The organism is Ectobacillus soli, assembly GCF_042610425.1.
Taxonomy (GTDB): Bacteria; Bacillota; Bacilli; order Bacillales; family Bacillaceae_G; genus Ectobacillus.
Window position 1 is genome coordinate 68,215 of the sequence record NZ_JBGJZM010000002.1, and the last position, 24,367, is coordinate 92,581.

At 38.9% G+C, this 24,367-nt stretch carries 26 protein-coding genes and 1 riboswitch; of the genes, 4 read left to right on the top strand and 22 right to left on the bottom strand.

Translation table 11 applies throughout. The features are described from left to right. Window positions 1-13: 13 nt before the first annotated feature. From sufU to ACAN53_RS12265, 15 genes are all read right to left on the bottom strand, one after another. Window positions 14-448 (bottom strand): Fe-S cluster assembly sulfur transfer protein SufU, encoded by a 435-nt coding sequence (sufU, locus tag ACAN53_RS12195; RefSeq protein ID WP_379970393.1) that lies wholly within the window; start codon window positions 446-448, stop codon window positions 14-16. Continuing rightward, window positions 438-1,658 (bottom strand): cysteine desulfurase, encoded by a 1,221-nt coding sequence (locus ACAN53_RS12200; protein WP_379970394.1) that lies wholly within the window; start codon window positions 1,656-1,658, stop codon window positions 438-440. Before ACAN53_RS12200 ends, sufU begins: the two co-directional genes overlap by 11 nt. Beyond that, complete coding sequence (sufD, locus tag ACAN53_RS12205; protein ID WP_379970395.1) at window positions 1,658-2,944, bottom strand: Fe-S cluster assembly protein SufD; 1,287 nt, start codon at window positions 2,942-2,944, stop codon at window positions 1,658-1,660. The genes ACAN53_RS12200 and sufD overlap by 1 nt, the downstream gene beginning before the upstream one ends. Before the next feature lie 15 nt (window positions 2,945-2,959). Then, window positions 2,960-3,742, bottom strand: coding sequence for a Fe-S cluster assembly ATPase SufC (sufC, locus tag ACAN53_RS12210; protein WP_379970396.1), 783 nt, complete (start codon window positions 3,740-3,742; stop codon window positions 2,960-2,962). Between the two features lie 256 nt (window positions 3,743-3,998). After that, window positions 3,999-4,805, bottom strand: coding sequence for a methionine ABC transporter substrate-binding lipoprotein MetQ (metQ, locus tag ACAN53_RS12215; protein WP_379970398.1), 807 nt, complete (start codon window positions 4,803-4,805; stop codon window positions 3,999-4,001). A 62-nt stretch (window positions 4,806-4,867) separates the two neighbouring features. After that, window positions 4,868-5,533: a methionine ABC transporter permease gene (locus ACAN53_RS12220; RefSeq protein WP_379970399.1), complete on the bottom strand. Its 666-nt coding sequence runs from the start codon at window positions 5,531-5,533 to the stop codon at window positions 4,868-4,870. Then, complete coding sequence (locus ACAN53_RS12225; protein ID WP_379970400.1) at window positions 5,526-6,551, bottom strand: methionine ABC transporter ATP-binding protein; 1,026 nt, start codon at window positions 6,549-6,551, stop codon at window positions 5,526-5,528. Before ACAN53_RS12225 ends, ACAN53_RS12220 begins: the two co-directional genes overlap by 8 nt. A 91-nt stretch (window positions 6,552-6,642) precedes the next feature. After that, a riboswitch (SAM riboswitch) is annotated at window positions 6,643-6,753 on the bottom strand. Window positions 6,754-6,877: 124 nt separating this feature from the next. After that, the gene (locus ACAN53_RS12230; protein WP_379970401.1) at window positions 6,878-7,222 is read right to left on the bottom strand and encodes a hypothetical protein; all 345 of its coding nucleotides are present in this window, start codon (window positions 7,220-7,222) and stop codon (window positions 6,878-6,880) included. A gap of 91 nt (window positions 7,223-7,313) precedes the next feature. Next, the gene (locus ACAN53_RS12235; RefSeq protein ID WP_379970402.1) at window positions 7,314-7,625 is read right to left on the bottom strand and encodes a thioredoxin family protein; all 312 of its coding nucleotides are present in this window, start codon (window positions 7,623-7,625) and stop codon (window positions 7,314-7,316) included. Window positions 7,626-7,639: 14 nt separating this feature from the next. Further along, entirely contained in the window at window positions 7,640-7,981 is a 342-nt protein-coding gene (locus ACAN53_RS12240) for a toprim domain-containing protein (RefSeq protein ID WP_379970403.1), read from the bottom strand. Window positions 7,982-8,139: 158 nt separating this feature from the next. Beyond that, window positions 8,140-8,523: a glycine cleavage system protein GcvH gene (gcvH, locus tag ACAN53_RS12245; RefSeq protein WP_379970404.1), complete on the bottom strand. Its 384-nt coding sequence runs from the start codon at window positions 8,521-8,523 to the stop codon at window positions 8,140-8,142. 61 nt (window positions 8,524-8,584) lie between these two features. Then, window positions 8,585-8,941: an arsenate reductase family protein gene (locus tag ACAN53_RS12250; protein WP_379970852.1), complete on the bottom strand. Its 357-nt coding sequence runs from the start codon at window positions 8,939-8,941 to the stop codon at window positions 8,585-8,587. Window positions 8,942-9,091: 150 nt separating this feature from the next. After that, on the bottom strand, window positions 9,092-10,876 hold the full coding sequence (locus ACAN53_RS12255) for an acyl-CoA dehydrogenase family protein (protein WP_379970405.1): 1,785 nt from the start codon (window positions 10,874-10,876) through the stop codon (window positions 9,092-9,094). A 71-nt stretch (window positions 10,877-10,947) separates the two neighbouring features. After that, window positions 10,948-12,123: an acetyl-CoA C-acetyltransferase gene (locus tag ACAN53_RS12260; protein WP_379970406.1), complete on the bottom strand. Its 1,176-nt coding sequence runs from the start codon at window positions 12,121-12,123 to the stop codon at window positions 10,948-10,950. 12 nt (window positions 12,124-12,135) lie between these two features. Beyond that, window positions 12,136-14,517, bottom strand: a complete 2,382-nt coding sequence (locus tag ACAN53_RS12265) for a 3-hydroxyacyl-CoA dehydrogenase/enoyl-CoA hydratase family protein (protein ID WP_379970407.1) — start codon at window positions 14,515-14,517, stop codon at window positions 12,136-12,138. 184 nt (window positions 14,518-14,701) lie between these two features. Here ACAN53_RS12265 and ACAN53_RS12270 point away from each other — a divergent pair, with 184 nt between their 5' ends. Together ACAN53_RS12270 and ACAN53_RS12275 are read left to right on the top strand one after the other, a co-directional pair. Beyond that, window positions 14,702-14,848, top strand: coding sequence for a YuzL family protein (locus ACAN53_RS12270; RefSeq protein ID WP_379970408.1), 147 nt, complete (start codon window positions 14,702-14,704; stop codon window positions 14,846-14,848). Window positions 14,849-14,955: 107 nt separating this feature from the next. Further along, window positions 14,956-15,786 carry a D-alanyl-D-alanine carboxypeptidase family protein gene (locus tag ACAN53_RS12275; RefSeq protein WP_379970409.1) on the top strand — a complete coding sequence of 277 codons (831 nt, stop codon included), beginning with the start codon at window positions 14,956-14,958 and terminating at the stop codon, window positions 15,784-15,786. A gap of 34 nt (window positions 15,787-15,820) precedes the next feature. On the opposite strand, the gene ACAN53_RS12280 is transcribed toward ACAN53_RS12275, so the two are convergent. The 5 genes from ACAN53_RS12280 to ACAN53_RS12300 all read right to left on the bottom strand — a co-directional run bounded on the left by ACAN53_RS12280 (window position 15,821) and on the right by ACAN53_RS12300 (window position 19,267). Further along, on the bottom strand, window positions 15,821-16,738 hold the full coding sequence (locus ACAN53_RS12280) for a proline dehydrogenase family protein (protein WP_379970853.1): 918 nt from the start codon (window positions 16,736-16,738) through the stop codon (window positions 15,821-15,823). Window positions 16,739-16,781: 43 nt separating this feature from the next. Beyond that, the gene (locus ACAN53_RS12285; protein WP_379970410.1) at window positions 16,782-17,024 is read right to left on the bottom strand and encodes a YusU family protein; all 243 of its coding nucleotides are present in this window, start codon (window positions 17,022-17,024) and stop codon (window positions 16,782-16,784) included. Between the two features lie 91 nt (window positions 17,025-17,115). Continuing rightward, window positions 17,116-17,421 carry an MTH1187 family thiamine-binding protein gene (locus ACAN53_RS12290; RefSeq protein ID WP_379970411.1) on the bottom strand — a complete coding sequence of 102 codons (306 nt, stop codon included), beginning with the start codon at window positions 17,419-17,421 and terminating at the stop codon, window positions 17,116-17,118. 185 nt (window positions 17,422-17,606) lie between these two features. Then, window positions 17,607-17,714 carry a DUF3948 family protein gene (locus ACAN53_RS12295; protein WP_379970412.1) on the bottom strand — a complete coding sequence of 36 codons (108 nt, stop codon included), beginning with the start codon at window positions 17,712-17,714 and terminating at the stop codon, window positions 17,607-17,609. A gap of 170 nt (window positions 17,715-17,884) precedes the next feature. Beyond that, on the bottom strand, window positions 17,885-19,267 hold the full coding sequence (locus tag ACAN53_RS12300; RefSeq protein ID WP_379970413.1) for an MFS transporter: 1,383 nt from the start codon (window positions 19,265-19,267) through the stop codon (window positions 17,885-17,887). A gap of 579 nt (window positions 19,268-19,846) precedes the next feature. Between ACAN53_RS12300 and ACAN53_RS12305 the strand changes: the two genes are divergently transcribed. Beyond that, entirely contained in the window at window positions 19,847-20,989 is a 1,143-nt protein-coding gene (locus tag ACAN53_RS12305; protein ID WP_379970414.1) for an MGDG synthase family glycosyltransferase, read from the top strand. Window positions 20,990-21,089: 100 nt separating this feature from the next. Here the strand turns inward: ACAN53_RS12305 and ACAN53_RS12310 are convergent, their stop codons facing one another. Then, a complete protein-coding gene (locus tag ACAN53_RS12310; protein ID WP_379970415.1) occupies window positions 21,090-21,542 on the bottom strand; it encodes a DUF3920 family protein in 453 nt (150 codons plus the stop codon). Window positions 21,543-21,750: 208 nt separating this feature from the next. On the opposite strand from ACAN53_RS12310, the gene ACAN53_RS12315 reads away from it, so the two are divergent. Continuing rightward, window positions 21,751-22,644 carry a YitT family protein gene (locus tag ACAN53_RS12315; protein ID WP_379970416.1) on the top strand — a complete coding sequence of 298 codons (894 nt, stop codon included), beginning with the start codon at window positions 21,751-21,753 and terminating at the stop codon, window positions 22,642-22,644. Window positions 22,645-22,755: 111 nt separating this feature from the next. On the opposite strand, the gene ACAN53_RS12320 is transcribed toward ACAN53_RS12315, so the two are convergent. Continuing rightward, window positions 22,756-24,294: a GNAT family N-acetyltransferase gene (locus ACAN53_RS12320; protein ID WP_379970417.1), complete on the bottom strand. Its 1,539-nt coding sequence runs from the start codon at window positions 24,292-24,294 to the stop codon at window positions 22,756-22,758. Window positions 24,295-24,367: the final 73 nt, after the last annotated feature.

Genomic DNA, 24,367 nt, shown 5'->3' on the forward strand with positions numbered 1-24,367 from the left:
CTCCTTACGAATTTTAATGCTTATCGTGCAATCCTTTTTCCATTGCCTTCCAAGCGAGCGTTGCACACTTAATTCGTGCTGGAAATTTCGAAACACCTTGCAACGCTTCAATATCATCTAAATCTATCTTTTCATCATATTCTTTACCCAACATCATATCAGAAAATACGGTTGCCAAATGCAAAGCATCTTCTACTTTCTTACCTTTAATAGCTTCTGTCATCATCGATGCAGATGACATCGAAATTGAGCAGCCTTCGCCCTCAAACTTCGCATCCGTTATAACGTCATTTTCTACTTTCATTGTCAACTGAATGCGATCACCGCAAGTCGGATTATTCATATTAACAACAAGTGCATCATCTTCTAATACCCCACGGTTGCGTGGTTTTTTATAATGGTCCATGATAACTTGTCGGTATAATGTGTCAAGGTTATTAAAAGACATTTGTGAAATACTCCTTTGTTTTAACTAGTGATTCAACAAATGTGTCGATCTCTTCCTTCGTATTGTATAAATAGAAGCTTGCACGAGCAGTTGCTGAAACATGAAGCCATTTCATTAACGGCTGTGCACAGTGGTGACCGGCACGAATTGCAACGCCTTCCATGTCAAGTACCGTTGCTACATCGTGTGGATGTACGTCTTCGATATTAAATGTAACGAGACCAGAACGATGAGTCGGTCCATAGACCGTAAGTCCATCTACTTCTTTCAAACGATTTAAAGCATATTGCGCCATTTCATGCTCATGCTTTTCAATATTATCCATCCCGATTTGTTGTAAGAAATCGATGGCCGCGCCAAGTCCAATTGCCCCGCCAATAATCGGAGTACCTGCTTCGAACTTCCAAGGAAGCTCTTTCCACGTTGACTCATACAAACCAACGAAATCAATCATGTCACCGCCAAATTCAGCTGGTTCCATATTTTCTAAAATGGCTTTCTTTCCATACATAACACCTACACCAGTAGGACCACACATTTTATGGCTGGAGAAGGAGTAGAAGTCGCAATCCAAATCCTGCACATCTATTTTCATATGCGGCGTACTTTGTGCACCGTCAACAACCATCACTGCACCGTTTTTATGAGCGATTGCAGCAAGTTCTTTAATCGGGTTAATCGTAGCAAGTACATTAGAAACATGCGCAATTGATACAATTTTCGTATTAGGTGTAATCGTTTTTTCTGCATCTTCAAGTGAGATTGTTCCATCTTCTTGAAGCGGAATATATTTTAACGTAGCGCCTTTTTTCTTCGCTACTTGTTGCCAAGGAATAATATTTGCATGGTGCTCCATATAGGAAATGACGATTTCATCGCCTTCCCCAACATTATCCATCCCATAGCTACTTGCGATCATATTCAAGGAAGTCGTCGTTCCGCGTGTGAACACGACCTCTTCAATAGAGCTAGCATTGATAAAGTTTTTAACCTTCTCACGCGCTCCTTCGTAAGCATCCGTGGCTTTTGTTCCAAGCGTATGGACGCCGCGGTGCACGTTAGAATTGTACTCTTTATAGTATGTGCTAAGTGCTTCAATGACTTGGATTGGCTTTTGCGACGTTGCTGCATTATCTAAATAAACAAGCTTGTGTCCATTCACTTGTTGATCTAAAATCGGAAACTGCTTACGTATTGCTTGAACATCCATTAGCGAACTTTCCCTTCTATAACCTCAGTGAGCTGCTCCTTCACGCCTTCGATAGGAAATTCATTTACGACTGGAGCAAGGAAGCCATGAATAATCAGGCGTTCTGCCTCTTTCTTATGAATACCTCGGCTCATGAGATAGTATAATTGAGTAGGATCTACGCGGCCAACAGACGCTGCATGTCCTGCCATAACATCATCTTCATCAATTAAAAGCATCGGATTGGCATCGCCGCGTGCTTTCTCATCAAACATAAGAATACGAGACGCTTGCTCAGCGTTTGCTTTCGATGCACCGTGTTCAATTTTCCCAATTCCATTAAAAATAGCAGATGCGCTATCCTTTTGCACGCCGTGCTTTAAGATGTACCCTTCGGAATTCTTACCGTAATGGACAATCTTCGTCGTAAAGTTTTGAATTTGTTCCCCGCGGCCAATTGTAACCATTTTTGAATCAGCAAACGATCCATCTCCGCGTAATGACGTTACGTTTTCAGAAATCGTATTGCCATCATTCATTAAGCCAAGCGCCCATTCTAGTCTTGCATCACGTCCGGCAACCCCGCTACGATTTACATAAGTTGTAATTCCCTTTGCAAGCAAATCTACAGCACCAAATTTAACCTGAGCACCTTCGTTTAAAATCACTTCTGCTACGATACTAGCAACGCCCGCTACCGTTTCATTTGCTACATAGTTTTCTACATACGTGAACGAACTATTCGTATCTCCAACAACGAGGACATGGTTGTAAACGTTTGCTCCTTCTCCATCAATCAAGTATATAGCTTGTAGTGGAGTTTCTAGGACAACATTTTTCGGAACGTAGATGAATGCTCCCCCGTTTATAAGTGCTGCATGAAGAGCAGTTAGACGATTTGCATCAACTTTCACTGCATCCTTCATCAAATATTTTTGCAACAGTTCCCCATGCTCACTTGCTGCTGTAAGGATATCTGTAAAGATGACGCCCTTTTCCTTCGCTTCATCGGATAGTTCAACATATGCTTTTGTATTGCTTCGTTGTACAAGTACATTTTTCGTTTCTTCTGTTACGAGTTTCTTTATGTTTTCAGGAAGTTCTTCGAGTGAACTTACTGGTTCTTGCTTTGCAATCTTGTTCATATTGACAAAGTTCCATTTGTCAATTTTTGTTTTGTCAGGCTTTGGCATTGGCAGGTTTTCAGCCTGTGCAAGAGCTTGCAAACGGAATTCTGTCAACCAAGCTGGTTCTGTGCTTGCCATATGACGAATATATTCTGGATCGATTGTTGTGCCGATTGTCATGTTTATCCTCCTCGCTTACGCTTGTTGCTCTTCTTCTTCTTCAATTCCTAGTTCTTGTTTAATCCAATCATACCCTTCTGCTTCCAAACGCTGAGCAAGTTCAGATCCACCTGATTTCACGACACGTCCGTTCATCATAATGTGTACGAAGTCAGGTGTAATATAGTTTAATAAACGTTGATAGTGCGTAATAATTAAGCAGCCTAATTCTTCTCCGCGCATTTCGTTAACACCTTTAGAAACAACTTTTAGTGCATCAATATCAAGACCGGAGTCAATTTCATCAAGGATTGCAAATTTCGGTTGGATCATCATCATTTGCAGAATTTCGTTACGTTTTTTCTCTCCGCCTGAGAAGCCTTCGTTTAAATATCGTTGTGCCATCGCAGAATCCATTTCAAGAAAATCCATTTTCTTGTCTAGCATACGAATGAATTTCATAAGTGAAATTTCATCGCCTTCTTCGCGGCGCGCATTAACAGCAGAACGCAAGAAGTCAGCATTTGTTACCCCGCTAATTTCACTTGGATATTGCATTGCTAAAAATAGACCTGCACGAGCGCGTTCATCTACTGCCATTTCCAATACATTTTTACCATCTAGCGTAATGCTTCCTGATGTTACCTCATATTTAGGATGACCCATAATTGCAGAAGATAAAGTAGATTTACCTGTTCCGTTCGGACCCATGATTGCATGGATTTCTCCGCCCTTAATTTCCAAGTTAACTCCTTTTAAAATCTCCTTGCCATCGATGGATACATGCAAGTCTTTAATCGTTAAAGTAGAACTAGCCATCATATTACCTCCATTTATATCTATCTAAAATAATAATTAGTTTAAAACATTTCTAATTCTCATTGTATTCTCAATACAATATTATATCAATTGAAAAGATTTATCAAATGGTAAAAATGTTGAAAAAACGTCATATTCCCTTTTTTATTTTGCTTTACATTTGAATAATTTACATATAAAAACGAGGCGGACCAACGTAATCGTTGTTCCAACCTCGTAATTAGACATATTCTATTGCGTACTCGCTACCTACAAATTATTCGCTAACAGGAACAACTGCACCTTTATACTTTGTTTTAATAAAGTCTTGAATTTCTTTAGAATGCAATACATTCACTAATTCTTTAATTTCAGGCTTGTTTTCGTCACCTTTTCGAACTGCAATTACGTTCGCATAAGGTGAATCCTGTCCTTCAAGTGCCATTGCATCTTTGACAGGGTTTAAGCCTGCATCAAGTGCATAATTGGAATTAATCATAATTGCATCGCCTTCGTTATTTTTATAAATTTGAGGCAATAATCCAGGTTCAATATCCGTTTTAAATGTAATATTCTTAGGATTTTCAGCAATATCTTTTACAGTAGCTTTAACAGGATCTACGCCGTCTTTTAGTTTAATCAACCCAGCTTTTTGTAATAAAGCTAATCCACGACCATGATCTGTAACAGAGTTACTCATAATAATTTTTGCATTATTGGGAAGATCTTTTAAATCTTTATATTTTTGAGAGTAAAATCCGATTGGCTCAATATGAATTTTACCAGCTACCGCAAAGTTATAACCCTTATCCTTCATTTCTTTTTCTAAATAAGGAATGTGTTGGAAATAGTTTGCTTCAATACTTTTATCCGCTAACGCTTGGTTCGGCAATACGTAGTCTTGGAATTTTTTAATTTCAAGCTTAATTCCTTTTTTCTCAAGTATAGGCTTCGCTTGTTCTAAAATTTCTGCATGTGGAACATTAGCAGCACCGATTACTAAAGTTGTTTCACTTTTCCCACTACAAGCTGACAATGCTAATACTAGCACTGCTATGAATACTGCAAATACTGTTTTTTTCATACTTGATAATCCCCTTTATTTTTTTATATAGAAGCAATAGCGGATGAAATCACCATTGCTAATTACCGTTTATCAATGCGAGTTGTAATCTGATCCCCAATGAATTGAATGATGAATACAAGAATGAGTATACATATAGTTGCTACAAAAGTTACATCATTATGGGAACGTTGGAAGCCGTCTAAAAATGCTAACGTACCCAGTCCTCCTGCCCCAACGACACCAGCCATTGCGGTATATCCAACAAGAGCAATTGTTGTAACAGTAATACCTGATACCAATGCTGGTAAGGATTCAGGAATAAGTACTTTGAAAATAATTGTACTTGTTTTTGCCCCCATCGCCTTCGATGCTTCTATGACCCCTTTGTCAATTTCACGAAGAGCAATTTCTACCATACGCCCGTAAAACGGTGCAGCCCCAATAATTAATGCGGGTAATGCAGCTTCTGCACCTAGCATGGTACCTACAATAATTTTCGTAAAAGGTATGAGTAGAATAATGAGAATGATAAAGGGTATGGAACGAAAGATATTTACGAATGCCCCTACGATTGTGTGAATCCCTTTGTTTTCCCATAGGTTGTCCTTTGCTGTCATAAATAGTAGCAATCCAAGTAAAAGTCCAAATACAAATGTTGCCACTATTGAAATAGATGTCATGTATAGGGTTTCTTCGATTGCTTGCCACATGTCGCCCCAATCTACATTTGGAAAAAGACTAAGCATGAGCAATCACCTCCATTTCAACCTCTTGCTGTGTAATAAAGGCAAGTGCCTTTTCAATATCTTCTGGTGACCCGTTGAGATGAACGACTACATTTCCGTACGAGCCGTTCGATGTTGGAGAAATCTTTCCTTGTAAAATACTCACATCGACAATAGTGTTACGAATAAGTTCTGTAATAAATGGCTTTTGAATCGCATCTCGTACAAATTGTAAGCGAACGACAACACCAGCCGGATACTTTTCTACTAAATCATCGATTGTTTCTTCTGCACCTTCAGCATCCGTAATTTGAGAAACAAATCGTTTCGTAATCTCTTGCTTCGGATTGCGGAAAACATCTAGTACATCGCCAATTTCCACAATAGAGCCTGCATCCATTACTGCAACGCGGTTGCAAATTTTTTGAATAACATGCATCTCATGCGTAATTAATACAATGGTCAGTCCTAACCGCTTATTAATGTCAAGAAGTAGATTTAAAATTTGATCCGTCGTTTCCGGATCCAGCGCCGAGGTTGCTTCATCACAAAGTAATACTTTCGGGTTATTAGCTAAAGCACGCGCTATCCCCACCCGTTGTTTTTGACCACCACTTAGCTGAGCGGGATAAGCATCCTCACGTCCATCTAAGCCAACAAGCTGAATTAATTCATTCACGCGTTTTTTTCGTTCTTCTTTGTCAACTCCAGCTATTTCCAAAGGAAATGCAATATTTTCATAAACCGTTCTTGACCAAAGCAAATTAAAATGTTGAAAGATCATTCCAATTTCTCTGCGTGCAATTCTCAATTCTTTACCTTTAATTGCTGATATAATCCGTCCTGCAATCGTAATTTTTCCGGCAGTAGGTTGTTCAAGTTGATTTAACATACGAATCAACGAACTTTTTCCCGCTCCGCTATAACCAATCACACCGAAGATTTCACCTTGTTCAATTTCAAGGTTGACATCCTGCACGGCAGTGATGGTACCGGTTTTTGTACGATACAACTTTTGTACTTGCTCTAATTGAATCATCCGTATTTTCCTCCCCTAAGCTGTCTTAGCAAAATAAAAAAACCCTATCTACGTAAATGAGCAGAAAGGGTTGTACGTTCTTATATCCTCTCTCTCATCTCTCAAAGCATACATGCTTTGCAGGAATTGGCACCATTTCAACATTAAGCTGACGGTTGCCGGGTTTCACAGGGCACAGTCCCTCCACCTCTCTAAATAAGAGAAAACCAGATTGTTACGTCTGATTTCGTATTGTTATAAAGTTTTATGATTATACTTTTTGTATTCTATCAATCTTATAACGGAATGTCAATAAAAATAAGTGCATCAATCGGATTACTACTTATTTAAATTTTACGATCCTGCTGCCTGCAAATGAAAAATATAGACTCTACTAAAAGCAAGATAGAAAGGGTACCCGTATAAACAATGCCCTGTCTCCGAATTAATCGCTGCAAGGGAAGTTCTCCCATAATTAAGGAATGAAGATCTTGTTCTGTTTGAATACGTAATGTAGGGGTAGACGGTTCTTCCTCAGATATAGAAAGACCCTTCTTAGAAATTTGAAGAATATATCGCTCCTGCTCATACTGAAGCATTACGCTGCATTGCTGAGAAGGAAGGAGAGGTTCAAGAAATTGTTGTTCATTTGCATATTTTACGAATAATTGTAACGATGAATAGAGTTTCATTATAGTCACTCCCGCAATCTTTGGTTATAGCGGTTCCTGTAAATTTCTTTCTATTTCCTGAGAAATATGTCGAGGCGACAATGTATGTCGCCTAGTCTATCAGCGTCTTCAACTCATAATATAAATATTCTACCGATTGAAATGCATACACTCTTTTTTGCAACTGGCCATCTTGAAAAATTAACATAGATGGAACACTTTCAATTTCATACTTAATCGCAAGATCTGGTGAATAGTTTAAATTTATTTTTCCTATACGTAGTGCTGGCAATGCCGCTTCTACAACGGTTAGCATTTTATTGGCAAGCTGACACGTCCCGCATAAAGGCGTATACACATATAGGATTGTTAGCTTATCTTGTTCAATTCGTTCTGTTACTTCATTAGCTGTCCAGTCTTCCATCCATATCATCCCTACTATAAATATTCCGTATAAATGTCGATATTTGCTCCTACTAATACTGTTGCAAGATGGGACATAGGCGCGGTGGCAACTTCCCGATACGACCGATCCACATATAAATGCTCTGCCTGTGGAAATTCTCGCATAAATTGTTTTCGTAATTTATCTCCTGAGTCATCTGAATCGACAAGAATATAAACTTCTTTATCATGAAATTCATCTATTAATTCATCAAGCTTTGTTAAACTAATCGTTCCATTTGTACAGACGATTTCTACCGGTTCTTTAATAATAGATGCGATTTTTTGTTTATCTGACTTACCTTCCACAATAATCACTTTTTCTACTTCTTTCACGTAGCATCACCTGACTAATTTGGACTGTAGTACAATTGTATATAGTATATTCTTTCTTTTCACGGTGATTCCTTTTGGCTTATCCAAAGATGCAAAAAAGAAGCAGCCGTACTGCCTCTTTTTTGCAGGCAATACGCTGCCTAATAGAAAGTTCTCGCCTATTCCTCGCTAATTAATGCTTCGTATTTCTCAGCAGAAAGTAAACTTTCCAGTTCACTTGCGTCGCTAAGCTCTAATACTACCATCCATGCCTTCTCATAAGGAGATTCGTTAACAAGCTCTGGGCTATCACTTAATTCTTCGTTAATTTCTAAAACTTTACCGCTAATAGGTGCATACAATTCAGAAACAGTTTTTACTGACTCAACACTACCAAACGCTTCATTTGCTTTCAATTCTGTTCCTACTTCAGGTAGTTCTACGAATACAATGTCACCTAGTTCATGTTGTGCAAAATCTGTAATCCCTACAATCACTTTATTTCCTTCAACTTTAACCCACTCATGTTCTTCAGAATAACGATACTCTTTTGGGATACTCATCCTACATTCCCCTCCACCTAAATAAAATTATAGTAATACCAAGTTTGGTACGTACCAACAATTATTTCCACGTTTTTTCAAATTGTTCTTCATTGAAGCCAACTGTTACGTGATTACCATCTGTCAAAATGGGACGTTTAATGAGCATACCATCTGATGCTAGTAAATCCAGCATCTCATCCTCGCTCATTTCCTTTAATCGATCCTTTAAGCCAAGCTCACGATATTTCATGCCACTCGTATTAAAAAATTTTTTAAGCTCCAAGCCGCTTTTTTCATAAAACTGCTGTAGCAACTCTTTTTTTGGTGGATTCTCTATCAGATGAATGGCATCATAGGAAACAGCGTTCGTATCTAGCCATTTTTTTGCTTTCTGACACGTTCCACACTTAGGATATGTATAGAATGTTACCGTCATCATTTCACCCACCTTTTCTTATCATTCATTCTATCATACGTATATCCATTTTTCCTATACAGTGATTTCTTAAAATATAAGAATTGAAAGAGACTGTGCTACTTACGAGCACAGTCTCTGTTTAGCCTTTTCACACAAATTGAATTGAAATTACAAGGTGTATGCTTCTTCTGCAATGATCTTCACAGCAATTTCTCGCTTTTTTGCAATTACATCAACAGGAGTATAACGGGTAAATTTACGAAGTGCCGATAGCAGCATACGAAGAGAATCTCCGCTTTCTACGGCTACAAGCGTTTCCTTCGCATGCGCTTCGATTTGTTGAAACGCTTCTTGGCAAAATACTTCTGTGTACAAAAGCTTTTGTCCATTCTTATCTATTCCCTTTGTAGCAATTGCCTTTTCTGTACGTAGAACTACCGATTCCATTGCATATACGTTGCTTACAATATCAGCAATGTTAACAAGTATTTCTTGTTGCTTATCTAGGAGCTTTCCATATTTTTGAATGGCAAGTCCTGCAATCATAATCCCTATTTTCTTCGCATTTTTAACAAGGTATTTTTCTTGCTCCAAAGGTGATGTACCGACTTCTTCCGGCGTTAGCATCATCATTTCCTCTTGAAGCTGTTGTGCTTTTTGCAAAAGTGGCAACTCTCCCTTTATAGCCTTTCGAAGAAATGTTCCTGGCACGAGCAAGCGGTTAATTTCATTTGTTCCTTCAAAAATGCGATTAATACGAGAATCACGGTACATTCTTTCAATCTCGTATTCTGCCATAAAGCCGTAGCCACCGTGAATTTGCACGCCTTCATCTACGACATAATCTAGCACTTCTGAGCCAAATACTTTATTTAAGGAACATTCAATTGCATATTCTGCAATGCTTGCTGCAATCGCTTTTCCATTTTTCACTTCTTCCTCTGTCAGCGTACCCATCCGTGCCTCAAACAAGCCAACTGTACGATAGATTGAGCTTTCTGCTGCATAAGTCTTTACCGCCATATTTGCTAGTTTTTCTTGAATAAGTGGAAATTTGGCAATTGGCTGTTTAAACTGTTGGCGTTGGTTTGCATATTTCGCTGAGATTTCCAGTGCACGCTTCGATGATCCAACGGCTCCAACACCAAGCTTATAGCGTCCAATATTCAATATATTAAAAGCAATGATATGACCTTTTCCAATTTCACCAAGGACATTTTCTACTGGTATAAGTGCATCTTGAAAAATTAATGTACGCGTAGAAGATGATTTAATACCCATTTTCTTTTCTTCCGGTCCAGTAGAGATACCTGGATATTCCCGTTCTACGATAAAGGCGGTAAAATGCTCTCCATCGATTTTTGCATAGACGACAAATACATCCGCAAAGGCTGAGTTGGTAATCCACTGCTTTTCCCCATTTAGAATGTAATGTGTTCCATTTGGATGCAAACGAGCTGTCGTTTTTGCACCAAGTGCATCCGATCCTGATCCTGGCTCAGTTAGAGCATAGGCCGCCAGTTTTTCACCAGTCGCAAGAAGAGGCAAATATTTTTTCTTTTGCTCCTCATTTCCGAATAGAACAATTGGGAGCGAACCAATCCCAACATGTGCACCGTGAGAAATGGCGAACCCTCCCGCACGTGCAAATTTTTCCGTAATGAGGGCCGAGCTAATTTTGTCTAGACCAATCCCACCGTATTCCTCTGGCACATCTACACCTAACAGCCCGAGCTCTCCTGCAGCCTTTAACAATCGTACGGACCGTTCAAATTCATGTTGCTCTAAATATTCAAGCTCAGGTAACACTTCATTTATGATAAAATCCTCTGTCGTTTTTGCAATTAACTCATGCTCCTGTGTGTAGTCTTCTGGGGTAAATACCTGCTGATGTGTAATTTCATCAAGTAAAAAACTTCCGCCCTTTACTGCACTACCAACCGTTTCTTCCATAACTAATCCCCCTTATTTTTTATCCCGCATTAACGGGCAGTAAGACCCCCACTGATGGAAGTTTCACTTTATTACAACAACTCAAATACACCAGCTGCGCCCATTCCTCCACCAATACACATTGTAACAACGCCAAATTGCTCACCACGACGCTTCATTTCATGAATAAGAGAAAGAGTAAGCTTTGTACCAGTACATCCAAGAGGATGACCAAGTGCAATGGCCCCGCCATTTACATTGACTTTCTCTTCATCTAAACCAAGTTCCCGAATAACCTGAATGGACTGTGACGCAAATGCTTCATTTAATTCAATGAGACCAATATCAGAAAGCTCAAGTCCGGCAAGACGTAGTGCCTTCGGAATAGCAGCTACTGGTCCAACACCCATCACTTCAGGAGGTACCCCTGCAACGGCAAACGAACGGAATTTAGCCAGTGGCTGAAGTCCCTCAGATACAGCCTTTTCACGGTCCATCAATAAAACCGCTGCGGCTCCGTCGCTCATCTGCGAGGAATTTCCAGCTGTAACAGAACCGCGCACGTGAAAGGCTGGGCGAAGCTGACCGAGAACGGCTTGCGTTGTCTCTACCCGAACCCCTTCGTCTTTTGCAAATGTGAATGTTTTTTCGTATGACTTATTACGATCATCGACTCCTCGAATCGTCACTTCAACCGGAACCGTTTCCTCGTCAAATTTTCCATTTTTTAATGCTGTAGCTGCTCGCTGATGACTGCGGGCCGCAAATGCATCTTGCTCTTCACGGCTCACCCCATATTTATTCGCCACTTGTTCAGCTGTATGACCCATGCTCATATAATATTCAGGCGCTTGCTCTGCTAATTTACTATTAAGCCTGACCACGTGGCCCATCATGGGTACGAGACTCATCGATTCTGCTCCCCCTGCAAGAATTGTATCCGCGTTTCCTACCATAATACGTTCTGCACCATAGGCAATACTTTGGAGGCCTGATGAACAATAGCGGTTGATCGTAACAGCTGGAACTGTATGAGAAATCCCGGCTAATGCCCCTATATTCCGAGCCATGTTCATCCCTTGCTCTGCTTCTGGCATCGCACAGCCGATAATAATATCGTCAATAGATCCTTCATATTGGTTTGCTCGCTTCAATGTTTCTTTAATCACTAACGCTCCTAAATCATCCGGACGAACCGTAGCAAGCGAGCCCTTCTTTGCTCTCCCTACCGGCGTTCTTGCACCCGCTACAATCACAGCTTCTCTCATTTTCCCATCCCCTTAATTACGAAGTGGCTTACCTTTTGTAAGCATGTGCTGCATTCTTGCTTGTGACTTCATATCTTGTATCAAACTTAAAAATGCTTCTCGCTCTATATCAAGCAGATATTGTTCATCAACCTCTGTTCCGTATGGTACTTTCCCACCGGCAATAACATAGGCAAGCCTCTTCGCAATTTTCATATCATATTCTGATATATAGCCAGATTGGTGCATTGTCTCTGCCCCAATCAATAACGTTGCATAACCAGTTTCTCCAGCTACCGGAATTTTTTTTCGTACGGGCGGCTTATAGCCGGCTTCATACAAAGCAAGGGCTTTTTGCTTTGCATCATATAAAAGATGATCATCATTTACGCTGATTCCATCTTTATCCCCTAAAAAGTTTGAGATAACTGCTTCTTGCGCCGATGTAGATACTTTTGCCATAGCAATTGTTTCAAATACTTTGCTGGCAACCTTCAGCAAATCAATCTCTACGCCGCTCTTCATTTTGTTTAGATGCTTTATATAAAGTTCCTTGTTTCCGCCTCCGCCAGGGATTAATCCTACCGAGGCTTCTACTAGACCCATATACGTTTCACTAGCAGCCTGGATGCTAGCAGCTGGTAAACAGATTTCAGCACCGCCGCCTAGCGTCATGCCATGCGGAGCAACAACGACTGGCTTGGAGCTATATTTTATTTTCATAAGAGTATCTTGGAATTGCTTGACGACATAGTTAATTTCATCATAGTTTTCATCTTGGGCTTCCATTAACATCATGGCAAGGTTCGCTCCCACGCAGAAGTTTTTCCCGTGGTTGCCGATGACCAGTCCTTTATAATTACGCTCAACCTCATCAATGGCATAGGAGATCATTTGCGTAATATCCGTTCCAATTGCATTACTTGGCGAGTGAAATTCCAAGCAGAGTACGCCATCACCGATATCAATTAAACTTGCTCCGCTATTTTTCTTACGAACACCCTTTTGTTCTTTCACAAGCTGCAAATTAATGTTCTTTTTATTTTGTTCTACAGCTTTATATAGACCGTCATCATAGTAATAGGTGTTACCATTATCTTGTTTATAAAACGTTTCGAATCCCTTTGCTAGCATCTCCTCAACCCAAGCCGGCACAGTAGAACCATTCTCTTTTATCTTTTCTACACTGCGGCGTACCCCTATTGCATCCCACGTTTCAAATGGACCTAGTTCCCATCCAAATCCCCATTTCATCGCTTGGTCAATGGAAACAATATGATCTGCTATGTCTTTATATAATTTTGCAGAATAAAGTAACGTCGGAAGTATAATGGCTTGCAGCAATGTACCCGCACGGTCCTCGGCATACACGAGTGTCTTCAGCTTATTTACTAGTCCCTTTTCTTGCTTGCTCATTTCGGTAGAAGCGGTCGCAAGCTTTTTTCGCGGACCATATTCGAAGGTTATTGGGTCCAGTTCAAGAATTTCTTTACCTTGCTTTAAGAAGAAGCCTTGCCCCGTTTTACTTCCTAGCCAATTATTTTCCAGCATCTTTAGCATAAAATCAGGAATTTTAAATACTTCACGTTCTTCTTCTTGCACATTTTCGTATACGTTGTTGGAAACATGTACGAATGTATCTAGCCCCACCACATCGAGCGTTCGGAATGTTGCACTTTTTGGACGTCCAATTAAAGGTCCGGTCACAGAATCTACTTCACCAGCACTATATCCCTTAGCTAACATTTCTTGTAGTGTAATAAGCAAGCCATATGTGCCAATTCGGTTCGCAATGAAATTCGGCGTATCCTTTGCAATAACAACACCTTTTCCGAGCGTATCTTCTCCGAACGTTTTCATAAACGTCAGAACGCTTGGATCCGTTTTCTCGGTTGGGATCATTTCAAGTAGCTTTAAATATCGCGGTGGATTAAAAAAGTGTGTGCCTAAAAAGTGTGTTTGAAAATCCTCTGATCGACCTTCAGCCATCGCTTCAATGGAAATACCAGAAGTATTAGAACTTACAATCGTACCTTTCTTCCGAACACGATCTACTTTTTCAAACAATTGCTGCTTCACTTCAAGCTTCTCTACCACAACTTCAATAATCCAATCAACCTCTCCTAGTCGCTCTATATCATCTTCTAAATTTCCATATTCAATCAGAGCGACATTTTCTTTAGCAGTAAGAGGTGCAGGTTTTTGTTTCCCAAGCTTTTCTATAGCGCTGCGGCTAAATCGATTACGCACTTCCTTGCTTTCTAACGTTAGTCCCTTGGCATTTTCTTTATCTGTAAGCGTTTTCGGAACAATGTCTAATAATAGTGTTGGAATTCCTATGTTTGCCAAGTGCGCCGCAATCCCAGACCCCATTACACCTGAACCAAGAACAGCAGCCTTTCGAATTTGAAACATCCCTTTTCCCCCTTAACACTTGAATGAATACTCATTCATTTTTTCTGTAAAAAAAAGGTCCCTGTTGGAATGAGTTATCTACTATTAAATATAAAACATAGTGTGAATTTCCGCAATATATTTGCTAATAAAAATTACATTTTTTCACTTATTTTGGAAACTATATAAATAGGAGGTGGGTATTATGGCAAAAATGAAAAAAAATCCATCAAAAGGTGCAATTAGTGCAGCAAGTGCAACAGGAAGTGCCGGTCCTTCCAATCTTCCAAAAGAAAAGGGTAAGCAAGGTAATAATCAACAGTATGGAAAACAAAATATGGGAGAACAATAAGTAAATTAAGAACAAAAGGCGGAGCTCGTGGCATAATGGTAAGTAGGGTGCCTAGCCGCCTTTTCTTCCTGAACACTCTTATATTAGTAAACGGATGTGAAAAGAAAATGAAGTATAATATGCTCTATATAACTGGAATATTATCCGTTTTATCCTTACTATATGGTTGCTTCATAATGAACACCAAAACGAATGCTTTTCCATCTCACCCCGAAATAACGGGAACTTTCGGTGTTACAATAGATGCTACTTCCGGAGAGATTCTCTTTGGAAAAAACGAGAGGGACATCTCCTCTCCTGCCAGTTTAGCCAAAATGATGACTACATTGCTATTACTTGAGCAGGTAAAGCCAAATGAACAGATTACCATTACGCAGCATGCTATTGATACTGAGTCTGGGACTTCCAAAATTACGCTACATGCAGGTGAAAGATTAACACGAGATGAAGCAATAAAGCTTATGTTAACCATTAGTGTAGATCAAGTAGCTGAATCCGTAGCTGAGCATATTGCAGGTTCTAAAGAGCAATTTGTCCTTTTAATGAATGAACGAGCAAAACAACTCGGTGCAACGAATACTAGCTTTCAAAACGCAAGCGGGGCAGACACATTAGGTCAGCATATCACCGCTTACGATTTCGCACTTATTACAAAAAACGCTATTACTCACCCCGAAGTGTTACATGCGATGAGCCAGGTAACAACAACCGTTCATACTTCCCTACAACAAAAAGAGATTACAAATGACGGGCGAAAAGAGCTCTTCCATGACCCTTATGCAATTGCTAGCAAAAGCGGACGCACAGATGCTTCTGGTTATACGCTTGTTGCCATTGAAGAAAAAAACGGAAGAAAAATCATTACTGTTGTCTTAAAATCGGATAAAGAACATCTCTACAAAGATGCTGAATTAATGGCACACTTTACACTACGGTGAAGCAGAAGACCGTTCCTAAAAAGGCGGCTTCTGCTTATTTTTTAAACAAGCTTTTCAAAACAAATGCGACGTTGGCTGGTCGCTCTGCAAGGCGACGCATGAAATAGCCATACCAATCCTTTCCGTATGGTACGTATACACGCATATTGTAGCCTTCCTTAACAAGTTCTACTTGTCGTTCTGGCCGAATACCATATAGCATTTGAAATTCAAAATTCGAGCGTGGAATATGATATTCTTCGATTAAATGTTTCACATACTCAATGATTGAATCATCATGGGTCGCAACCGCTGTAAAATTACCATTTAACAGATGGATGCGAACCAATCGCTTATAGTTATCATCTACATCATTCTTATCTAGAAAGGACACATGCCCAGATTCTTTATAAGCACCTTTTACAATCCGTAAATTCGGATGGTATTTGTTCAATTCTTCCATATCTTTTTCCGTTCGAAATAAATAGGCTTGCAAAACAGTTCCTACATTATCATACTCATCCTTTAATAGCTTAAAAATATCCAATGTCTTCTCACAGCGCGAATAGTCCTCCATATCAATTGTGACAAAAACACCCTGCTCCTGTGCAGCCTTTAAAATTCGGCGCATATGAAATAGGACTAAATTTTCAGAAAGATCAAGACCTAGTGAAGTTAATTTCAATGAGATATGCGCATGTAATTGTTGTTTACCTATAGCATTAATGGCTACTATCGATTGATCGGCCATTTCCCTTGCCTCGTGTTCATCCTTTATAAACTCACCGAGAAAATCAATGGTAACAGTAAGATTCTTTTTATTTAAGCTTCGAATAGCAGCGGTGGCAGATTGAATACTCTCACCAGCTACAAAGCGGGATGCCCCGAATCGCAAGCCGAAACGCTTAGCCATTTTAATCAATGTTTTATTTCTTGATAAAAATAAAAAAAGGTTGCGAATATGCTGACTCATTTCATTCACCTCATCACGTAAAATCGGCCTTATGCTCCATCCTTTACTTGCTTCGTTGTTTTTCATTCATTTCTTTAATATCCTGAACAATTTGTACCATCTTTTTTTTCGCTTCTGGATATTCGCCGTTCCAATGCTTTGCTAAAGCTGGCATCGACTTTGCAATATGTGAATATAAGGCCCATGTTTGCACCTTTTCTTTCCATTCCTCGCTCGTCTCACCTAGCAAAAGCTCCGTATATTTTTCAAGCAACCCATCTATTTGTTCCTGAAACATTTTATCCATTTTTATCATTCCTTGCTTTATTTTATTTTGAATCAAAGGAAAACATGAATAGCCGCTAGACAGAAATCCTTCCTAGCAGCCCCTCACATTCTTACACTAGTTTTTCCTGCACAGATTGGAGTTTTTGCTCCATTGTGCTTACATGATCCCGGCGATCATCGATTCGAATAGTCGTGGAGACGCGAGCAGCTCCATTTTGAAACGGCACTTCATGCATTTGTTGAATTACTTCCATTAATACGGGCAATTCTCCTTCTATTACTGTATTCATCGGAGTGAGCTTATATTTAACACGGCTTGCATTTTGTTCTAACACTTTATGTACCTGTGCAACATATCCACTTACGCTCGTTGAACCAGTGCCAATCGGAATAATACTAATATCAACAATAGCCATTCGAATTCCTCCTCATTTTTTGGACTCTTTTCTTATTGTAACGCAAGTGTATAGGAGTATGTAAACTAAAAAGAGGCCTTCCCAAATGAACACGATTGTTTCATTTCGTCAGCCTCTTTGCCTATATATATGAGTATGCACGTTATTCAATGGCTACTCTCCCAGTTGTAAGACGTTAGTATGGATTAACCGAAAAATACTGTAAACACCATGATAATCGCTGAAATAGCTGCTGCTCCGCCACCATATCCAATTAAATCTGTTTTTGTTAATACTACTTGTTTGTTATTCATCGTTCTCTCTCCTCATAATTGTATTTTTGTAATGTTTAACACGTTTCTTCGTTTTTTTGTTACGCAACATCATCTGCTGTAACTTTTGTAACATAAATGTAACACAAGAAATTCGTTTCAGCAATAAAAAAATATACTTTTTTTCGATTTTTTTTACTACCTATTCTTCATTACTCCTTATGAATTCGAAAGCTCATCATTGTTGATATAACAGCGATTGAGACAAGGGTTCCTCCGAACAGATGAACCGGTATTTCATTACCGCTCTCAGATGTAATCATAGCTAATAACAGGGATGAAAAAATCGCGCCTATATAGCGAGAAGTTTGAAATAATCCAGAAGCAATTCCAATCTTTTCGGTAGGAGCAGCCTGCAACATAGCAGCCTGCAAGCTTACATTCAGTAACCCATACCCCAACCCAATTATAGATAGAATCGGAATACACCAAAATAATGTAACAAAACTGAAACATAAAGTTACAAGGAATGCACCAACTAGCAATAAAAGGGATCCGACTAGTAACGGAACGGCGGTGCCTGACGTGTCAATCCATTTTCCCGTAATTGGAGAGATTACGATCGAAAAACCTGCGATAAAAAACATAAGTAACCCAATCACCTTTATGTCTGCTCCCATTCGCTGCACAAAGAACGTAGGAAGTCCAAATAACAATGCATAATTATATATGTTTAACAATACAAACATAAGATTGATTGAACGTAGTGCTTTGTTGGTCTGAAAGAGCCGAACATCTATAAACGGATTCGGCATCGTTGCTTCACGTCTAATAAAAAAGAACAGGGCTGCAACACCCAGTAAGCCGTAGACATAATTTACATTTGATTTTAATGATAATAGAAATAATAGAAGAAAAACGAGTGTGGCAGTAAATAAGAGAATGCCAGGAAAATCGAAATCTGTTTCCTTTCTCTTCATTACTTTATCATGTTCTTCTTTCGGAAGAACGAACCAAGCCAGAAGAAAGCTAACGAGCAGAAAGGGGACATTTGTCATGAATATAGCAAGCCACCCACCGTAAGAAATAGCAAATCCTCCGATGGTGGGGCCAATAGCAACCGTTACCGAATTAAACACTGAGATGACAGATACAGCATAAGCTTGTTTATAAAATATATGCTCGCGAATCATTCCCATACCGGATGGAAAGATAGCACTTGTACCGATTGCTTGCAGGATTCGTAACAATAATAACGAAGAAAAAGAAGAGATAAACGGTGCACCGCATACAGCAAGCATTGCGACAGCTAATCCAGCTAGAAATATGGTTCGTTTTCCAACTAAATCGGATAATCTCCCCATAACAGGCTGCCCGATTGCACTTGCTATATAATAAACAGAGATAACCCAAGAAGCCGTAGCAAAGGAAATAGCAAATGTAATTTGAATATCATGAAGTGCCATAGATATAATGGAAGAATTTAATGGATTTAAGATGGTCCCCGAAGAAATAGCAGCGAGAAACAACGTCCGTTCTCTTCGAAATTGTTTTCTATCGCTCTCGGATAGAAAGGGATTGGCTGCAAAGGCCATGTCATCACCTTCTTTTACGTTAGTATGTCCGTTTAGTGGAAGGAAAAACAAAAGCACATAACCATAGAACGATCAAGCAGCATAATTCAACCCATGTAATCACTAGAAATATAACGTTCTACCATATACTTCCGGTAAAATTTATCTTTTCACTTTTTTTAACTTCATGTACTATACTTTATAAGAGGTTTTATTTCGAAAATTCCTGACGGAGAGTAAGAAGGCATTCTTACACATAACTTCACATATACTCCTAATACCTTTCATAGAATGGAAAGTACCTAGTTATCCATATTTGTGATTTCCATCCAAGCGCTTAAACTCACCCCCGAATAGAAAGAAATATACGAATATACAAGTCTTCTCTCCTCTTTTACGGTAAACCTTCCTTATAAGGGATCAACTAGGGTAGAGGAGTGAAGGTCTTTTCATACTATATATCATTAAGAAATAACTCGTATTCCATAGCAAGTTTATGGAAATCTTCAGAAATTCTTAAGGTTTATGTTACAATTCCTTTAGTTTTTTCCTGTACAATAAGTTTGAAAACTATAATTCACATCCTTCAAGGAGGACGAAATGAGAGCACAGCCAAAAGTACTACTCGTTACAGCTAGCTTTGGGAACGGTCATAACCAAGTATCTCATGCGCTAAAGCATACGTTTGAGGAATTAGGAATTGGCACCGTTGAAATTTTTGACTTATACGCTGAAGCTTATCCATATTGGAATGAAGCTGCTAAGTTTTTATACAAGCAATCTTTCTCTATCGGTTCTTCTCTCTATAAAATGTTTTTCTATGGTATGGATAAAATGTACAGCACAAAAGCAGGAAAGCTGTATAATAAGCTCGGCGAAAAGCAATTGGAGACCATCATTCAATCTAAACAGCCCGATATCATTATTACAACCTTTCCTGTAGGGACTGTACCGGAATGGCGAAAAAAATCGCAAAAAAAATTCCGAATTTATACTGTCGTAACGGACTACTGTTTACACAGTACATGGGTTCACCCGGAAATTGATCGTTATTACGTTGCTACAGAGGATGTTAAACAAAAAATTATACAAAGTGGCATACCTGCAGAGAGAATTTACGTAAGCGGCATTCCTATTCGTAAAGCATTCGAAGCAGAAAAGGATTCTGCTTACCTATTAAATAAATATCAACTGCATCCCGATAAGAAAAAACTCCTTATTATGGCAGGCGCCCAAGGGGTCGTAAAGGATTTAAAATGGATTGCGTCCAATTTGTTGGATCGTAGTGACATGGAAATTATTATCGTATGCGGTCGTAATCAAAAGCTATTCAATCAATTAAGTAAATTAAAAAGTAGCTACGAGGATCAGTTAAAGCTATTTGGTTACGTGGATGATGTGCATGAATTGTATGAACTAGCAGATGTTATGATAACGAAACCAGGTGGAATTACGCTATCTGAAACAATAGCAAAACAACTTCCTACCATCTTATATAAACCAGTACCTGGACAAGAAAACGAAAACTCTCTTTATTTCTGTAAGATTGGCGCTTCTGTTACCGTCCGAGATAAAGAAAGCATCGTGAAAGAAACATTGTATTTATTAAACCATTCTAATAAACTTACCGAAATGCGTGAAGCTTTGTATCATCTTCACCGACAAGAGAGCTCACAGCAAATCGTTACAGACATTCTACAATCCTTTGCAAACTCAAAAGCATCATCCTTATTCTTGGCATAGCAGTAGCAATTATATGTATCCATACTTCAGATTGAAAAAAGAAGATAGATAATGCTATCTTCTTTTTTCCATTTCCTATCTTATTCTTTTAGTTGCTATATCATAGACGATTCATTTTTTGTTTATATAACAGCATTTTCTCTCTTGCAAACTCCCTTGCATCCTTCTCGAAAGATCTTGCTTCATAGGGCAGATGACGTTCTGCCTGATATTGCATCTTGCCGCGCTTGTTTTGAAACTGCATATGATGATGGATTTCATGAAGTAGCGTTGCAAGCAACTGTTCATACGTGTCCCATGTAAAGATAAAAATTAGATCCTTGTTTGGATGATAGTACCCATTCATAGGAAATAGAAACTCTTCCTCTTCTTCACCAAGCGCCAAAAGAATGTCATTTGCATCACACGTATCACAAAAAATAATAGGAGCCTTATGGTATGGTTGCATGGACATAATATCTTCTTTTACCTGCTCAATTGGCCATGGAAACTCTTCATCGATGACATACCAGTTTTCAACTCTCACATATTCTTTGCGCAGCGAGAATTTCATCCTACCTCTCCCCTTCTTCTAACATTTTAGTAATTCCCAACATGTAAACAAAAAATCTGCTATACATATGCAGTTCATCACATATATCCCGTTAGAAAATGCAAGAAAATTTTTAAAATTACGTCTAAATCAAAAATAGTTGTATTAATTGGAAAAAAGATTTATTCTCGTGATGTAGTAAAAAAAGAACTTGGAGATGACAATTTTTATGGCACAATTAGGCGATGCCGACTTCGTTCCCGAGACTGCTTTGTTATCCGCACCTATCCTGAAAACAAGACACGCAGAGCTTATTATTCAACTAGCTGTCATTTTTATTGCATCTATTTTATATGCGATATCGATGAATATGTTTTTTATTCCTCACAAAATGATTAGTGGTGGCTTTGCGGGAATCGGAATGATTATCGGATACGTAGCGCATTACAATATTGGAACATTAATATTAATTTTAAACGTACCTTTATTCTTTTTAAGTTACAAATACTTAGGAAAAAAAATTACGTATTTAACCATTTATTTTATTGTGATATCAACTATTGCCATGGCAGTTATTCCTGTACAACAGCTTTCCCATGATATTTTACTCTCATCCATTTTTGGTGGTATTTTATGCGGAGCATCCACTGGTATCGTTTTCCGCTACGCTTCTTCTACAGGCGGCTTCGATGTGATTGGATTGATTTTGGCAAAAAACAAAGATGTATCCATAGGTGAGCTTATTTTTATATTCAACTGCTTCCTTCTAGTGGTTGCTGGATTTATTTTTGGATGGGATATTACACTATATACGTTAATTAGTAGATTTGTAGTAGGGAAAGTTACCGATACCATTCATACCAAGCATATTAAGCTTACTGTTATGATTGTAACGGAGCAGGGCATAGATGTGAAACAAGCATTACTTAATCAATGCATACGCGGCATTACGATGGTAGACGCTGTTGGAGCCTATACAGATCATGTTAAAAAAGTAATCTATACAGTTATAACTCGGTACGAATTAGGTGAGGTAAAACGCCTTGTCCGCCAAGTAGATCCTACTGCATTTATTAATATTACAGAAACGGTAGAAGTAGTGGGACGTTTTAAACGAGTATAAGGGAGATTTGTAAGGTAATTACTACTATCATAGTATAAACAGAGACGATTATCTAGAACATCTTAACAGAACAAGATGCTAGATAATCGTCTCTTTGTTTTATTCCTCATCTTACTTCTTATACTGAAGGGAATAAATATCACGTCTGCGGTCCTTTATCTGACGAACTGTACCAGATTGTCGTTGTCTCCGCAAAATTTCTAAATCTACATCTCCTATTACTACCATTTCAATGTTTGGATTGCATTCTCCTACGATACCGTCGCGTGCAAATTCAAAATCTGATGGGGAGAAAATGGCGGACTGTGCATATTGAATATCCATATTTTCAGCCTGCGGCAGGTTACCTACTGTCCCTGCAATAACCGTATATACTTGATTTTCGACGGCTCGTGCTTGGGAGCAATACCGAACACGTAAATACCCTTGGCGGTCTTCTGTGCAAAATGGTGTGAAAATAATTCGTGCCCCCTGATCAACTGCGATACGTGCAAGCTCCGGAAATTCGATATCATAACAAATTTGGATCGCAATTTTCCCACAATCCGTATCGAATACTTTTACCTCATCACCTTCACTAATGCCCCACCATTTTGTCTCATTAGGTGTTACATGTAACTTATATTGCTTTTCAATCGTTCCATTTCGGCGGAACAGATAGGCAATATTGTATATTTTCCCATCCTCTTCGACAAAATGAGAGCCACCAATAATATTAACATTATACTTTACAGCTAAATCTGTAAACAAACTGATATAACTCTCGGTATACTCTGTAATTCGTTGCACCGCTAAGCTAGGGGCTTTTTCATGCATAAATGACATCAACTGCGTCGTAAAGATTTCTGGAAATACGGCAAAATCAGAATCTGCATCAGATGCAACACCTGTGTAGTATTCCACTTGCGTTGCAAATTCATCAAAGGAATGAATTTGCTTCATCATATATTGGACCGCACAAATCCGCACGGGAAACGATGTTTTATAATAGCGCTTCGTATTCGGCTGATAATCTACGTTATTCCATTCCATTAATGTGGCGTATCGCTTCGATGCCTTATCATCGGGCAAGTATCCTGGGTTAATCCGCATTAACGTGAAGCCGTTTAATGCTTGAAACGATAAAACAGGATCGTATATTTTGTGCAGAATAACCTCATCAACATATTCTCTTGGAGATAATGTATCCGAATATTTATGATAATTGGGGATCCGTCCCCCAATAATTATGCTTTTTAAATTGAGGCGACGAGCTAAATCCTTACGTGCTTCATACAATCGATACCCGATTTTCATGCGACGATAGGCAGGATGTACCATAACCTCAATTCCATACATGTTATAGCCATCCGGATTATGATTCGTTATATATCCGTTATCTGTAATATCATCCCATGTGTGACGATCATCATATTCATCAAAGTTAATGAGCAGGCTAGAGCAAGAACCAATAATCTCTCCCTCAAACTCTGCACAGAATTGGCCTTCTTGGAAATGTTCCAAGTGACTCTCCAATTGTGCCCTTGTCCATGGCTCCATTCCAGGAAAGCAGGAAGCCTGCATGGCAATAATACTATCGATATCTCGATACTCAATATTTCGAATTAAAATTTTCTTCTCAAACTTTTTTAAATCTAATTGATCGGACATACTATGAACTCCTTTTTATTCCGTTCTCTTTCATAATTTCTCTATTATAAATACGGTTTACACTTAGTAGTAT